Annotated in this window: 14 protein-coding genes; 1 reads left to right on the forward strand and 13 read right to left on the reverse strand. The window is 46.9% G+C overall.

Going from position 1 to position 14905, the window contains the following annotated elements; translation table 11 throughout:
- Positions 1-6: 6 nt before the first annotated feature.
- The 13 genes from BLS14_RS09195 to metH form a co-directional block, all read right to left on the reverse strand.
- Positions 7-837: a CpaE/TadZ family protein gene (locus tag BLS14_RS09195; RefSeq protein WP_090807104.1), complete on the reverse strand. Its 831-nt coding sequence runs from the start codon at positions 835-837 to the stop codon at positions 7-9.
- Positions 834-1547: a hypothetical protein gene (locus BLS14_RS09200; RefSeq protein ID WP_090951215.1), complete on the reverse strand. Its 714-nt coding sequence runs from the start codon at positions 1545-1547 to the stop codon at positions 834-836. Before BLS14_RS09200 ends, BLS14_RS09195 begins: the two co-directional genes overlap by 4 nt.
- 69 nt (positions 1548-1616) lie before the next feature.
- The gene (locus tag BLS14_RS09205) at positions 1617-2639 is read right to left on the reverse strand and encodes an SAF domain-containing protein (protein ID WP_090951216.1); all 1023 of its coding nucleotides are present in this window, start codon (positions 2637-2639) and stop codon (positions 1617-1619) included.
- Positions 2640-2665: 26 nt separating this feature from the next.
- The gene (locus tag BLS14_RS09210) at positions 2666-4144 is read right to left on the reverse strand and encodes a serine/threonine protein kinase (RefSeq protein ID WP_090951219.1); all 1479 of its coding nucleotides are present in this window, start codon (positions 4142-4144) and stop codon (positions 2666-2668) included.
- Positions 4145-4323: 179 nt separating this feature from the next.
- The gene (locus tag BLS14_RS09215) at positions 4324-5373 is read right to left on the reverse strand and encodes an SAM-dependent methyltransferase (protein WP_072733294.1); all 1050 of its coding nucleotides are present in this window, start codon (positions 5371-5373) and stop codon (positions 4324-4326) included.
- 6 nt (positions 5374-5379) lie between these two features.
- Positions 5380-6159 (reverse strand): ABC transporter ATP-binding protein, encoded by a 780-nt coding sequence (locus tag BLS14_RS09220; protein ID WP_090951222.1) that lies wholly within the window; start codon positions 6157-6159, stop codon positions 5380-5382.
- The gene (locus BLS14_RS09225) at positions 6156-6473 is read right to left on the reverse strand and encodes a thioredoxin family protein (RefSeq protein WP_053780884.1); all 318 of its coding nucleotides are present in this window, start codon (positions 6471-6473) and stop codon (positions 6156-6158) included. Before BLS14_RS09225 ends, BLS14_RS09220 begins: the two co-directional genes overlap by 4 nt.
- On the reverse strand, positions 6473-6811 hold the full coding sequence (locus BLS14_RS09230; RefSeq protein ID WP_063562852.1) for a cyclic-phosphate processing receiver domain-containing protein: 339 nt from the start codon (positions 6809-6811) through the stop codon (positions 6473-6475). The genes BLS14_RS09225 and BLS14_RS09230 overlap by 1 nt, the downstream gene beginning before the upstream one ends.
- Positions 6812-6831: 20 nt before the next feature.
- Positions 6832-7680, reverse strand: coding sequence for a deoxyribonuclease IV (locus tag BLS14_RS09235; RefSeq protein WP_063562853.1), 849 nt, complete (start codon positions 7678-7680; stop codon positions 6832-6834).
- Positions 7670-8491 carry an Fpg/Nei family DNA glycosylase gene (locus tag BLS14_RS09240; protein ID WP_063562854.1) on the reverse strand — a complete coding sequence of 274 codons (822 nt, stop codon included), beginning with the start codon at positions 8489-8491 and terminating at the stop codon, positions 7670-7672. The genes BLS14_RS09235 and BLS14_RS09240 overlap by 11 nt, the downstream gene beginning before the upstream one ends.
- 7 nt (positions 8492-8498) lie before the next feature.
- Positions 8499-9308, reverse strand: a complete 810-nt coding sequence (locus tag BLS14_RS09245; protein ID WP_063562855.1) for a TIGR01457 family HAD-type hydrolase — start codon at positions 9306-9308, stop codon at positions 8499-8501.
- A 354-nt stretch (positions 9309-9662) separates the two neighbouring features.
- Positions 9663-10601 (reverse strand): ribonuclease Z, encoded by a 939-nt coding sequence (rnz, locus tag BLS14_RS09250; protein WP_090951754.1) that lies wholly within the window; start codon positions 10599-10601, stop codon positions 9663-9665.
- A 73-nt stretch (positions 10602-10674) separates the two neighbouring features.
- Positions 10675-14115: a methionine synthase gene (gene metH / locus BLS14_RS09255; protein WP_072733297.1), complete on the reverse strand. Its 3441-nt coding sequence runs from the start codon at positions 14113-14115 to the stop codon at positions 10675-10677.
- Positions 14116-14293: 178 nt separating this feature from the next.
- Here metH and BLS14_RS09260 point away from each other — a divergent pair, with 178 nt between their 5' ends.
- Entirely contained in the window at positions 14294-14839 is a 546-nt protein-coding gene (locus BLS14_RS09260) for a cupin domain-containing protein (protein ID WP_063562857.1), read from the forward strand.
- The last annotated feature ends 66 nt before the right edge of the window (positions 14840-14905 follow it).

Genomic DNA, 14905 nt, shown 5'->3' on the forward strand with positions numbered 1-14905 from the left:
AGATGTTCAGGCTCCCCTTTCCAGCCTTTTTAGTACGGTACGCATCCCTGCCCCATCCATAATAAGACGAGCGAGTTCAGCCATACTTGCGGCAAAGCTCCCTTTACGAATATCTTTATTGTTGCTCAGACCTTCCAATTGCAAGTACGCAGCCGCATCACGACGATTGAAGGCATCCAGAAATCCGGTGGTATAAGGCAACACTGATATCGATCCCTTGTATCGAAAACGCCGACGAATATTGGTGATGGTTGTGCGTGAATGAGGATCATACTTATTCAGCACGATGTGCAGTTTCTGATCACTCATGCTCTCGGGTCTGATTTTTTCAAAAAAATACTCCAGATCCCTCATATTTTGATTCAGGTTCACCACAACATAGTCCGCTTGATCCAGCAGAACCTGGTCACTAGTGCCTGCGCGATCTGCATCGAGAAGAACCAGATCATAATATTCATTGGCTACGTGCAACAGCCTTTTTAATGTCTCCACATGCTCTTCTGTTGAACGTTCCAATCGATTAATTCTGCCAGTCAACAAATCCAGACGGTCATTGAGGAGCGGCTTGGTGTAGTCCCTCAAATTATGCTTGTTCAGACTCCCGCTGATATGCAGCCGTTCCACAGCATCCCATCCCCCCTCCTCGAATGTAAATACTGATCCCGTGTCCTCTATTTCTTTAGGTGGGAGGGCAGCTTCTGTGCTGCTCCCGACAGGACCTGTATTTACAAGCAAAATTCTTGTCCTATATTGAAGGGCCATCGCATAGGCGCCGATCAACGCACTTGAGGTGCTGCCTGTTCCTGCAAAAGGACTCCAAAATGTAATGGTGCTCATGCCCTCATCCTTTCTGCTTCTTTAATGGCCCGGCGACTCTGGACATTTTCCCATCCGGTCAACTGCTCCACTAACCTGCATAGCGATTTTTTATAGTTCCGTGACAATGGCCCCAGGCGAATACGGCGATGATGCTCATTTTCCAGTTTGACCGCTGCAGTCAGTTCATCCCAAGGCAACATCAGCGATTCCCCTGTCCATACAAATGGACTACCTTCCAGATACGCCCACAAATATCGAGCTTCCAGTTTGCAATCAACGGCATTAATCAAAATGCGCTGAAATGGTAGTTCTGCTGGTAGGGACTGCTCTTCAAACAACCGCTTGAGCCAGCCTTTGCCCCGTTCCAGATTGTAACGTTCATAATCACTGACCCAGACACGGATATCTGCCGTGAGCCATAGATCACGTGACGCAAAGTGTGATGTTTCCATGTCGTAAAGGACGTAATCATAACTCTCCAATTTCTCGCCACTCGCTTCAAGATGACTCTCAACCGCTGTTGAAGTTACGAACTGACATGCGATATCAAAACCTTCAAATTCTGTAATACGCAGAGATTGCTGACTTTCCCCAACGCCGTATCCATATTTCTGCTGTAATGTTCCATCAACAAGCAAGACACGTTTACCGGAGGACGCCAGTATTTTGCAAAGGTACAGCATCAGGTCATTCTTCTCGCATAACCCAGCAAAGATCCATGTTTGCATAGCTATCGAATCTCCTTTTAAGTTCTTTTACACGTTGTTACATAAATAATAAATTGTTTTTCCTGCTTTTTACTCCCCGCCCGTCAGCAAGCTTTTCTGCTCATCCGCACTTGAAGCAGATGCTGCAGAATCATTGCTCCCTGTACCCGTCGTTCCGCCGCTACCAGAACCATCATTCCAGATGACCCCATCAGTAGATGAAGAGTTATTCGCTCCAGGGCGACTATTGTATGAAACGGAGGACTGTGCAACGTCCTGCTCCACACCTTGGGATGGCGCTGAGATGGATGCGGCGAGTGAGCTTTCTAACGAACTCCGTACTTGCCGCGCTAACTCCACTTCAGCCCGACGTACAAGATTAGGATCACTCTCCAGCAGTTTTAACACCTCATTGTTAGCAGGGTATGTCGGGATCGCTGGTGTCTGGAACTGTGGTTCTACATAGGTTAAGGCATAGATTGAAGCTTTATGTAAATAGGCATCTACAATTGCACTTGAAAGGGATAGGATCTCCTCCTCCGTCATCGTAATCCATAGTGTAGCTGCATTTAATCTTTGGACTTTCTTTTTGGACAGGAGAATGTAGTCTTGACCCGTTGGAAACTGAATACGAATATCAATGATGTCTCCCTTAGCAAGTGAAGAAGGTAATAACACAACCTGTAGTTCACGATTCCTTAGATCCGGCGGTGCCGGGGTATCTTCATACACCATTTCAGTTGTAATGGCTGTTCCCTTTTTTAATTCTATTTTCGCCACTTGACCATCCATCTGCTTGGAGCTGGACCAAAGATTCCTTGGTGCCTGTGCATCCGGAACGGCTATGAGTTTGATATCCTCGGGCAATATCGACTCTCCTGCTTCAACATCCCGTATTGTCACCCATCCCTGTGCCCCCGAGTTCCATTGTTGCATCAATTCAGCTTCTTTTTGTTCGTAGGCTGATGAGTATCGGGCCTCCACTTCAGACCTCGTATCACTCATGGTTTTGACATTGTAAATGACATATGCCCCAAACAACAAACCGATTGCTCCTGCTCCCGTCAAACCAGCGTAAATCAGTTGGCGGCTTTGTTTTCTTAATTTAGACAAAAGAGGCTCTCCTTTCGCAATCTCTTCTAATCATGTACTCTTTTTCTTGCAAAGAATGAACGTTTCTTGGGAAGCTGCCCCATCATATGAGTCAAAATATGAGCAAAAACCTTATCCATCTGCGGTTCCCGATCAAAGGGATCGATATGTAAAGGCAGACCGTAGACACTGGAAGTGTCCAACGTTTTGCGCATGCGCTGAACGGCGTCAGCTGCTGCGAGTGGCAAGCAGTAGATCCATTTGTCTCTCGGGTACCGGTTGTGTGAACGGACAAAAGATCCAATCTCAGCTTGTCTCCATTCGGCACCGGAACCTATAACAATGGGTAAGTCAGCTCTGAGAAACTCTTCAAGCCGGTTCTGATCCTGACCACTGCCCAGATCCATCACAATGAACTGATAGCTGCCTCCCAATAAAGACAGGATGTCTGCACGTCCCGATTGTTTCCAGTAATGTACACCATCCACAGCAAACTGTCTGCTTGCTGGCACGGGTTTACCTGCATGCGCCACTTGTTGAATCCGTGCAAACGATTGGGAACGTGGCGACATCTCGATTATGGCCACTTTGAAGTTCTGCCGCTCCAGATAGTGACTGATGGCTATGGCCGTATGCGTAACCCCAACTCCGGATGATGCCCCCGTCAAAGCGATCACTCTTGTCCCTCCGCTTATCGTCACCGTCGTTTCTGAACCACCAGCCGCTATTCCCGGTCTGCGCAGCAGCTCCTTACGAACTTCATCAGCCGATTGAAAGCGCTCATTCGGATTCAGTCGCAACAACCTTCTCGCAACAGGAATATAGGTACGTGGAACATCACTGCGAATGGAGCTCTCAACTCCCTGAATCCATTCCGTATAAGTTCCACAAGTCATGAGATAGAGCAACAATGCTCCAAGCCCGTACAGGTCAGAACGCGCATCAGTCTGTCCTGAACCATATTGTTCTGGTGCAGCGAAGCCGGCCGTTCCCAATTTAACCGTATCATCGACTCTTTGTGCTTTATAGCTCCGCGCTATCCCAAAATCAATCAGTCTCACTTCATGTTCCGGTGTAATCATAATGTTGGATGGTTTCAAATCCCGATAGATGACAGGTGGGTCCAGACCGTGCAAATAACTTAATACATCCAGCAGCTGAAGCACAAACTCGGTCATATGTTCTAGCGGAATCTTCCCCCGACATTGCTTGAAATAGTCACTAAGTGTCAATCCCTCAATGTACTCCATAACAAGATAGGTATACCCCAGCTCATCCGGTACAAAAAAATCTACGATTTGCGGTAATCTGGGATGCCTCAGAGATGTAAGAAGAGCAGCTTCTGACTCCATACTGCCTTCGTATGGCATCGCCGTCACGCTTTCTTTGATCGCCCAGGTTTTGCCTGGCAACTTCAAATCCTCTGCTTCATATACATGACTCATTCCACCCGAACCGAGAATGGACACGATACGGTACCTTCCCCCCAGCAGGCTTCCACGCTCGAGCCTAGCCGGATGTCTCATATAGACTCCTCCTTGTGTGCATAACAAAAAAGGGAAAGCTTCACCGAAGCGGAACAGACCGGATATCCGGACTCTTCGCTTCGGGATGCTTTCCCTCAACTTGTTATGGTTAATATTGGTATCATTATAGTATAGGCAATAAGGTATTGTAAAGCATAAAGTTTAATGCCTTTAATAACTTAATACTTAATCATATATAGCGTGATTTCTTCACGGTTGTGAAACAACTGTTTGGAACGCTGAATCTGCATCCGGGAGCGCTCAAATGTATCGATGACTTCTTTAATCAATGCGAGCGGCTTCTTATGCAATAACTTCACCGTTACAACCGCTGTTCCCCCTGATTGAAGACTGTATAACAGATCCGATATAAGACGGCTCATCAGCTTGGGGCTCCAGCTCATATCACATACGAGCAGATCGAATTCCCCTTCGCGGAAACGTACATCACCGGCATTTTTTTTCAAAAAGGTCAGTTTGGGCGATTCCAGCAGGGTCGCATCCATCTTGGCCGGATCAACAGCTGTAACTTCAAGCCCGCGCTCAAGCAGGAAAGAGGTCCATCCACCTGGTGCAGCACCGATGTCCAATGCTTTGTGAAAAGAAGTAAAGTCGATGCCAAATGTCTGCTCCGCTTCAAGCAATTTGAATTTAGCGCGGGAGATTTGCCCCTCTTCCTTCTGAAAACGAACTGCTCCGCCACTCCAGTCCGATAGATTTTGATCAGGTCTGGATACACCGGCATATAACATGTCATCTGTTACGAAGACAGATATAACATGATCCGCATCACGAACAACCCACTCACACCCAAGATCATCCAGCTTCTCAGTCAATAGCTGTTTCAAAGAAGCAGCGTTCTCCTGCCAGAAGGCACCTTCGGTTTTACGAACTTGTAATGTAACTTTAGTGCCTGTTAACTCCGTATGGTTCAACACAAATGAAATCAATTTTTCCATTGCTTGCGCTGAATCTTCCGTATTTTCCTGAAATTGAACAGGTTGAATATGACGTAAAAACGTCGGGCTTTCTTCCAAAAGCTTGATCGCTACCTCTTCTTCCGCAATCGGAAGACCGGCAAGCAGAATCTCACCTGGTACGAGTACCGTGCTCTTTACTGCCCCGAACGTACGGCGCAATTCCTCCTGAGCATAGGGCGCAAAACCATGATTGGCTGTGCAAATAAAACGGGAGAAGTCTCCTTCACCCCAAGATGACTGTGTACTCAAAATGTGTTACCCTCCAGAACGTACGCGAATCCAGGGACGTCCATCATCCCACTGGATATCAACCGGAACATCGTACGTATGCTTAATTGTATCTTGTGTTAAAACTTCATGTTTGGGCCCTGCCGCAGCAATACGTCCATCGCGGATCAAGGCCACGTGTGTGAACAAAGGTACGATCTCTTCGACGTGATGAGTCACATAAACGACAGTGATATTTCGCTTACGCAGTCGATCAATTTCGGCCAACATTTTCTCGCGTTCATACAGATCGAGTCCGGCACAAGGCTCGTCCATAATCAGCAATTTGGGATCTGCCATCAATGAACGAGCCAGCATCACTTTTTTGCGTTCTCCTTGAGAAAGGGTGCCGAGCGAATGATTAGCCAGTTTTGCAAAGCCCATTTCATCAAGCAGGTTCAATGCTTTGGCCTTCACATCATCCGGGATCGTTTGATAGAAACGCAAAAAAGCATAAGCTCCTGTTGAGACAACTTCCCACACCGGATCTCGAGGTGTCAGTTTCTCAATCAATGTCTGACTGATATAACCAATTTCTTTCCGAACCTCCCGCACATCACATTGACCATACAGATTGCCCAATACTTCAATGCGCCCCTGACTTGGAAACATATATCCATTCATCATTTCCAGCAGCGTTGTTTTACCTGAACCATTACGCCCAAGAATCACCCAATGCTCGCCTTCTTTAACATGCAGATCAACGTCATCCAGAATCTGATTGTCTTCCCTTCTAAGAGAGACATGCTCCATCGAGATTACACTCATTTTAGCACCGCCTTTCGGATTTCCCCTAACAGATGCTCGACAGAGTTCATCCGATAAACCATTCTGGGCACATCATGTTCTCCATCAAACAGCATAACCGCAGGCACGCTCGAAATCTGAAACTGCTGTACAAGTTCCGGGATATCGTGAATATTCATCTCGGTCAAAATCCCTTCGGGCAGCAAATGTTCGGCGATCTCAAGCATTCGACGCGCTGCTGCACAAGTTCCGCATAGCGGGGTATAGATAAATACAGCCTGAGGCATGCCTTCCCATACACCACGCATTAACATTTTGGTCGTAATCGGCTTCATCAGCTTTCTTCTCCCGCAGCAACTCGCAGCATAACCTCGCCCGACATCGGACCATTATGGACGGTAACAGAGTCTGGTTTATTGCTGTACAACAATTCGTACATCTGACGTTTGCCATACATGCTGGACGTGTGCAAATAGATCTGGCGTGGAAACAAACCTTCCCGGACGATCGAAGCAGCAACTTCTCCGCCATTCGGTGAATCTGGACCCAGTTCAAAATCCAGGGATAGAATGTCCACGTCACCTTCTCTAAGCAGCATCAGGCATTCTTCTGCATTGGTAGCCAGAACAAACCCTTTCGGACATGCCCGGTAATCATCCAAAAAAACATGCATTACAATCGCTCCTCTCCCATTTAAAGCCAGGAACGCATGAGTTCAATGTCACCACGGTGTGTTCCATCTTCGCCTGATTCTGTTTCCAGGACAACTACCGCTTGCTGAAATTCAGGCGCACATAACAGTTCCTGCATGGCTTTTTTCCCTATATAACCCTGTCCAATCCGTGCATGTCTGTCCTTGCATGAACCGGAAGGATATTTCGAATCATTAAAGTGAACAGCCGCAAGAGCATCCCAGAATCCCAGCAGTCTGCCTTTCTCCAGCATGGATGCCTCATTGCCTGACGTCCACATGCCTGAAGCAAAAGCATGACACGTGTCAAAACAAAAAGCAATATGTTCAGGATACCGGCTTAGCTTACGAATCTGTATCAACTCTTCCATCGTCGTACCCATGGGACCATGATCCCCAGCCTGATTTTCAAGCAGAACCTTAGCCTGTCCATCCCAATCTGCTAAAGCGGCATCCAGACAGGATATGAGATTCTGATATCCTTCAAGTGGTTCATTGCTCTTGAGATGTCCAAAATGGACTACAGTCCCTACTGAACCGCAGGCATCTGCAATATGCAGATCATTTTGTATCGATGCGATGGTTGCATGAAAACCCGCCTCTCCTCGGGTTTTGCCCAAAGCCGGATTCGTGGGATAGGGTGAGTGAGCAATGGAAGATATCCCCTGCTTCTCACACCAATCCCGACACTGTTCAGCATCTTTGAGGTCCAGTTCTTTCAAGCCAAGGCTCCGCGGGTTCTTCGGAAAATATTGAAATGCCGTAGCCCCCATCTCATATGCTCGCTTGGCTGCCTGAAGAAATCCACCTCTGGTGCTGACATGTGCCCCGATTCCACTTTTAAGCCTCATGCTGGCAATCCGGACAGAAGAAAGCCTTCTTGCCCGTAATTTCCACGCGCGCTATCGTTCCCCCACAACGAGGGCAAGTTTCCCCTTCACGATCATACACTCGGCACTGCTCGTCAAAACTTCCCGTCTTGGTATCTCCCTGCATCAACGGCATTTCCATATAACCGCCTTCCGAGGCAGCTTCCCGCAACACGGATTGCACAGAATGGTACAAACGTGCTGTGAGTTCAGACGAAGCAGCAATATTTTGCGTCTTGGAGCTTGGTCTCAGGCCTGCTGCAAATGCAATCTCATCCGAATAACAATTTCCGATGCCTGCAATAATGTGTTGATTGACCAGTGTAGTTTTGAGTGTACCCCGGCGTCCTTTCAACAGGGCAGCAAAACGTTCTGCATTCATGCGCCGATCAAGAGGTTCAGGTCCAAGGTCAGACATGGCCTCTTCCGTCTCTTTGGAAGTAAGCAGATGCAGATATCCTAAACGGAGCCCGATAAAGAATAAAGTATATTCTCCAAACTGAATTTCCACTTGAGTGGAACGATCAGGGCGTTCAGCTTCTGTACCCCAGAAAATCATTCCGCCCAGCATAAGGTGCAGCACAAGCCGCTTACCATTAGCCAGATGAAAAATCAAATGTTTGGCCCGGCGCTCTACAAATATGATACGATTGCCTGTCAGTTCACGGGTGAACACATCAGGATCAGTATTAATCGACTTTTCACGGTTAACCACCACACCTGTAATCGGCAAATCGAGTATTTTCTCGGACAGCAAGGTCCGGTAGTTTTCCATTTCCGGCAATTCCGGCATCGTACATCTACCCCTTCTTGGATGCTTGGCTTGTCGTCTGCGACAGCCACTCAATCAGTTTATGCAAATCTTCAAACACATGATCAGGACGAACCTTGGTCGCCTGGATGTGGCTATCCATATTGTCCCGTGTCGTTATTCCAGTAAGAACCAGCAGGGTCTCGCAACCCGCAGCTGCTCCTGCCGCAATATCTGTACGCATATTGTCTCCGATTACAGCAACTTCATCAGACTTTAAGTTCAATCGGCTAATAGCCGACTTCATAATAATACTTGACGGTTTGCCAATGACGGTAGGATGAACTCCGGTTGCTGCTTCTATCGCTGCCCCAATCGTCCCCGCTCCCGGCGTAAGCCCATCATCAGAAGGTAGCTGCAAATCAGGATTGGTCATGACAGATTTAGAACCGCCATTGATCCAGCGAAGTGCTTTGGTCAATTTATGATAGGAAAATTCACGATCAATTCCTTGTATAACGTAATCAGGTTCATCATCTGTTAGTGTAAGCCCTGCAGCTTCTATCGCTTGCAAAAGCCCTTCTTCTCCGATACAAGCCACTTTCGCACCCGGAGACTCTTGTGCCACGTATTCCGCAGCCGCCACCGCAGAAGTACATACCTGAGATGCATCAGCGGGGATACCCATCCCGTTCAGATGATCTGCCACACCTTGTGGTGTACGAGAAGAATTATTAGTCACAAATAAATAAGGCATGCCTTGTTCATTCAATGTCTGAATAAGCTTATCGGCTCCTTCGATACGATGTCTGCCATGATAGAGCGTACCATCCAGGTCGATCAGATAGGCCTTAATCATATACAGCACTTCCTTTCTTTATTCCATTAACATTTCATGTCCTTAACCATTTGCATCGAACTTCAATGCTAACCTATGTATACAGTACATAAAAATGGCTTGCTCGCATCTGCACGCAACACGTCGAACCGAATCGAACACGGACGTCTAGCCCCGCGCGTCTTCTGTACAAGCTTGTCATTTCCTGCGCTTTCCCGGAAAATAATTGAATCATTTCCCTGCTCATATTGCCCATCCTACACGCTTTCCGGCCAGATTGCAAAAGGGACCTCGGGAGTAACTTCCCCTCAGTCCCGTGCAATTAACGGCTTGTTCTCCCGTCTTGTTTGGCTGTACTGTTTCGCACATCCACCATTAGGATTCGCTCTTACGGTGAACAACTGGAATCAGCTCGTGTTCATTCGCAAGTTTCGTATTTGGGAATATCGACTGCGCTTCTTCCAGAAGTGGCTGCAACTGATCCTCATCTTTGTAGCGAGAGCTAAAATGGGTCATGATCAGCTGTCCTGCATCTGCCGCTCTCGCCGCCTCAGCCGCTTGCTTCGAAGTACTATGATAGTACTCATGAGCCGTATCAGCCAAATCATGCAGAAACGTGGCTTCGTGTACAAGAACATCCGCATTTAGTGCAAGTGGCTGTACATTTTTACATGGGCGCGTATCTCCCAAGATGGTAATGACCATCCCTCGCTTGGGTGCACCCAACACATCTTCTGGGCGAAGGAAGTCCCCGTTGTCGAGGGTAATCGTTTCTCCCCGCTTCAAGCGACCAAATAGCGGCCCCGGCTTCAAGCCATACTCAGCCAGTTTTGCAGGGTCCAAGCTGCCTGGACGATCCTTTTCGGTAATCCGATACCCGTAACTGTCGATACGATGTTCCAGCAACGCAGATTCCACAATGAAGCTCTCATCTTCGAAAAGCACTCCACCTGTATGTTCTACAATGCTTAGATCATAGTTTAGACGTGACTGGCTCAGCTCCATAGTTGTCATGATCATTCGTTCAGTTCCTGGCGGACCATACACCGTTAACGGTGTAGTGCCACCCTGATATGCTCTGCTGGAGAGCAGACCTGGAAGTCCAAATACATGATCTCCATGTAAATGGGTGATAAATATTTTCTCCAATTTGCTCAATTTAAGCGGAGAACTTAAAATCTGATGCTGGGTTCCTTCCCCACAGTCAAACAACCACAATGCTCTGCGCTCATCCAACATGCGCAGCCCTATGGAAGTTACATTCCGCTGAAGCGTAGGTACACCAGCGTTAGTTCCCAGGAAATATAGTTCCATCTGGATCGCACCTCTTTCTGCTGCCAGCAAAAAGCCTCCGACAATGCGGAGGGCTTTGCCTGACCTTTTACTTTTAAGCCTTCTCCACGTTAAAATACTTCGCTTGCGGATGGCTGAATACCATCGCCGATACGGATGCTTCAGGTTCCATCATGAAACCTTCAGTCAGTTCCACACCAATATCCTCAGGCTGTAACAACTTAAACAGTGGCCCTTGGTCTTCCAAATCGGGACAGGCCGGATATCCAAACGATACCCTGATTCCCTGATAGCGTGCCCCATGACGTTGCTTCATGGTCATCTGTGCTGAATCCGGAAATCCCCAGATATCTCTCATCATATGATGAACCCGCTCAGCTAATCCCTCTGCTACTTCAAGCGCTACGGATTGCAGAGCATGTGAGCGAAGATAATCACCTTGCTCCTTCCAAGCTGTCGATAACTCCCGTACACCGTGCCCAGCCGTTACGACCATGAAACCAACGTAATCCATTTGTCCAGATTCCACTGGCTTCAAGAAATCGGACAGACACAGGTATGGTTCAACTTTTTGACGAGGGAACGTAAATGTATGCAAGATATTACTTGTATTCTCCGGGTCATAGATGATGACGCTGTTACCGCTGGACTGAGCCGGGAAGAAACGATACATCGCATGCGCCTGAATAATCCCGTCACGAACAGCTTCCTGCATAATATCATCCACTACCGCTTTCAGATCAGTGGCTTTCCGATCACCCGAAGCAAGCAGCTGCTCTACTGAGCCACGCAAACCAAGATGGTGACCTAGCAACATCTGCATGTTCACATACGGTAATATGTGTGATAGCGGATAGTTCCGCATAACATGTCGCTCCAGATCCGGTGGAACGAGAACCGGGTTGTCTATTGCGATATCCGAACGCTCTACCCGAGTTAGCTCGGGAAGGGATTTAACAGTTTCTGCGCCAGCTGCGTCAGCCTCTTTTTCAGCGTCCATCTCCAACTGCATCACTTCTCGAGTGCTTGGGTTCATCAGCTTGTTGGCCAAATCCAGTCCGTCCATCGCATCTTTTGCATATACAACCATGCCGTTATATTCCGGGCGTATACGATTCTTGGTGAATTTGCGTGTCAATGCCGCTCCACCAACCATAATAGGTACATCAATTCCTGCTGTGCGTAAGTCCTGAGCTGTAAGAATCATCTGTTGCGCCGATTTTACCAACAGACCGGATAGACCGATCGCATCGACTTTCTCTTCTCTGTATGCCTCAATAATTCGCTCTGGTGGTACTTTTATACCCAAATTAATGATCCGGTAACCGTTATTGGAAAGGATGATCTCCACCAGGTTTTTGCCGATGTCGTGTACGTCGCCCTTTACCGTCGCTAGAATAATCTTTCCTTTAACTGACGTCTCATTCTTCTCCATGAACTGTTCCAAATAAGCTACCGAAGCCTTCATAACTTCCGCGCTCTGAAGCACTTCTGCTACGATCAGCTCATTATTGTTAAACAGTCGCCCTACTTCTTCCATGCCCCGCATCAACGGGCCATTGATTACTTCAAGGGCTTTATATTTGGCGAGTGCCTGCTCCAGATCGGGCAGCAAACCTTCTTTGCTTCCTTCAACAACATACGATGCGAGACGTTCTTCCAACGACAGGTTCGAAATCTTTTCTTTTTTCTCAACCTTTTTGTTACGGAACGCCGCTACGAAGGCAGCTAGTGTTTCGTCATTCGTATTATATAACAGCTCTTCCGAGAGTCTGCGCTCTTCTGCCGGAATGGATGCATAACGCTCTAGCTTCTCTGTGTTAACGATGGCATAATCGAGACCTGCTTTGGTACACTCATATAAAAATACAGAGTTTAGCACTTCACGCCCTGCTTCAGGCAATCCAAATGAAATGTTACTGATTCCCAGTATCGTATGACATTCAGGCATCGCTTCTTTAATGACACGAATACCTTCGATTGTTTCTTTGGCCGAACCGATATACTGTTCATCGCCCGTCCCTACTGGAAACACCAGGGTATCAAAAATCAGGTCTTCTGCTTTTAATCCATATTTGTTCACCAGCAAATCGTAAGACCGCTTGGCTACCTCCAGCTTGTCCTCACGACTAATGGCTTGACCGCGTTCATCAATCGTTCCGACAACGACAGCACCGCCGTATTTATGCAACAACGGAGTGACCAGCTCGAACTTTTCCTCGCCGTCCTCAAGGTTAATGGAGTTAATTATCGCTTTACCTTGAGAGTATTGCAGTGCAAGGTCGATGACGGCTGCATCTGTCGTATCAATCATCAGTGGCACCTTTACTTTTTTGACAACAAGTTCAAGGAACTTCTCCATGTCTTCGGCTTCTTCACGGTCCGGGTCTTGAACACAAACGTCGACAACATGTGCCCCATTTTTCACCTGAGCCCGAGCAATTTCCGAAGCTTCTTCATATTTCCCTTCAACAATAAGACGCTTGAATTTCCGTGATCCAAGTACGTTCGTACGTTCCCCAACCATGTAAGGGCGATTGTCCTGTTCAACGTAGACTGGATCAATTCCCGACAATGCTGGTGGATGTGTTCCGTTCATTTCTCTTGGAGGGTACTTGGCAAGTGTATCCCGCATTGCCCGAATATGTGCAGGTGTTGTTCCACAACAGCCACCCGCGATGTTCAACCAGCCCTGTTCGGCAAAAGCACCGATCTTCTGAGCAAGCGATTCAGGCGATTCATGGTAATTACCATTTTCATCCGGAAGCCCTGCATTTGGATAACAACTTACTGCAACTGAAGCCATTCCGGAAAGCGAGCGAATATGGTCACGCATGAATTCCGGACCTGTAGCACAGTTTAGTCCCACTGAAATTGGGTTAAGGTGTTCTAGGGATATATAAAAAGACTCAATGTTCTGACCAGCGAGGGTTGTACCCATCGGTTCGATCGTTCCTGAGATCATCAAAGGAAGCTTGATACCACTTTGTTCGAATGCCTGTTGAATTCCAATGCTACCTGCTTTTACATTAAGCGTATCTTGTGAGGTTTCGAGCAGCAGCGCATCAACGCCTCCCTCAATTAAAGCAAGCGCTTGCTCAAAATAACTGTCGATGAGCTCTTGAAAAGTTACGCCACCTGTTACTGACAGTGTTTTGGTTGTAGGTCCCATGGCACCTACCACATAACGTGGAGACTCCGGTGTCGAAAATCGATCCACGGCCGCTTTTGCAATTCTGGCTGCTTCGAGATTAATTTCACGTGCACGGTCCTGAATGTCATATTCAGCAAGTACAACAGAAGTTGCACCAAACGTATTTGTTTCAATTAAGTCAGCACCGGCTTCCAGATATTCCTCATGAATACGCTGGATTAGCTCTGGACGTGTAAGTACAAGCATTTCATTACAACCATCCAGGTCTTCTCCGCCAAAATCTGCGCCTGTGAGATCTACTTGTTGAATCATGGTCCCCATTGCACCGTCGAGGATCAATATTCGTTGTTTTAATGCATCATGTAGGCTAAGCTTATCCAATATCGTCACCTCCGCAAAACGTTAAATCTTAGTTTAACAGAAACTAACTTAATGTGAAAGATCGGGTTTGATCAGTCCCCTGGCGGTTTTTATGAAGGTAGAATGAATTTGTGAATCGACAAAAATAGCGAAATCCGATATAATAGCGATTAAACCAAGTGGAAAAGAGGGAAAGAACATGGCTGAAATTGTAATCCGAAATACGAACGAACGTATCACTGGAGACGAAAATGTTCGAAATTTCTTAAACAAATATGAAGTACTATTTGAAAAATGGGACGCGTCCAAATTAAAAACTGATCTGCAAAACAACTTTGGACTCACCGATGAACAAAAAGAAGAAGTACTAAACACATTTGACTATGAAATCAGAGACTTGGCTGCACGTCGCGGGTACCAAATCTGGGATGTAATCACGCTGTCTGAACAAACACCAGATATTGAAGAGAAGCTTGCTAAATTTGAAGAGATTCATACTCATGCTGAAGATGAAATCCGCGCAATTGTAGCCGGCAAAGGAATCTTTGTCATCAAAGCTACAGATGATGTAGGTTACTTTAATGTAGAATTGTCTCCTGGAGACGTTATCTCGGTACCTGAGAACACCCCACACTTCTTCACTTTGATGGAGAACAAACAAATCATTGCCGTGCGTCTGTTTATTGAAAAAGATGGCTGGATCGCAGATCCTTACCCAGATCCAACGTTTATCAAACAAGCCTAATAAGCAAATTCTATTATTTGCTCAACAAACCCCTGTTCAATTCGAACAGGGGTTTCTGCATATTCA

This window comes from Paenibacillus sp. OK060 (genome assembly GCF_900101205.1).
Taxonomy (GTDB): domain Bacteria; phylum Bacillota; class Bacilli; order Paenibacillales; family Paenibacillaceae; genus Paenibacillus; species Paenibacillus marchantiae.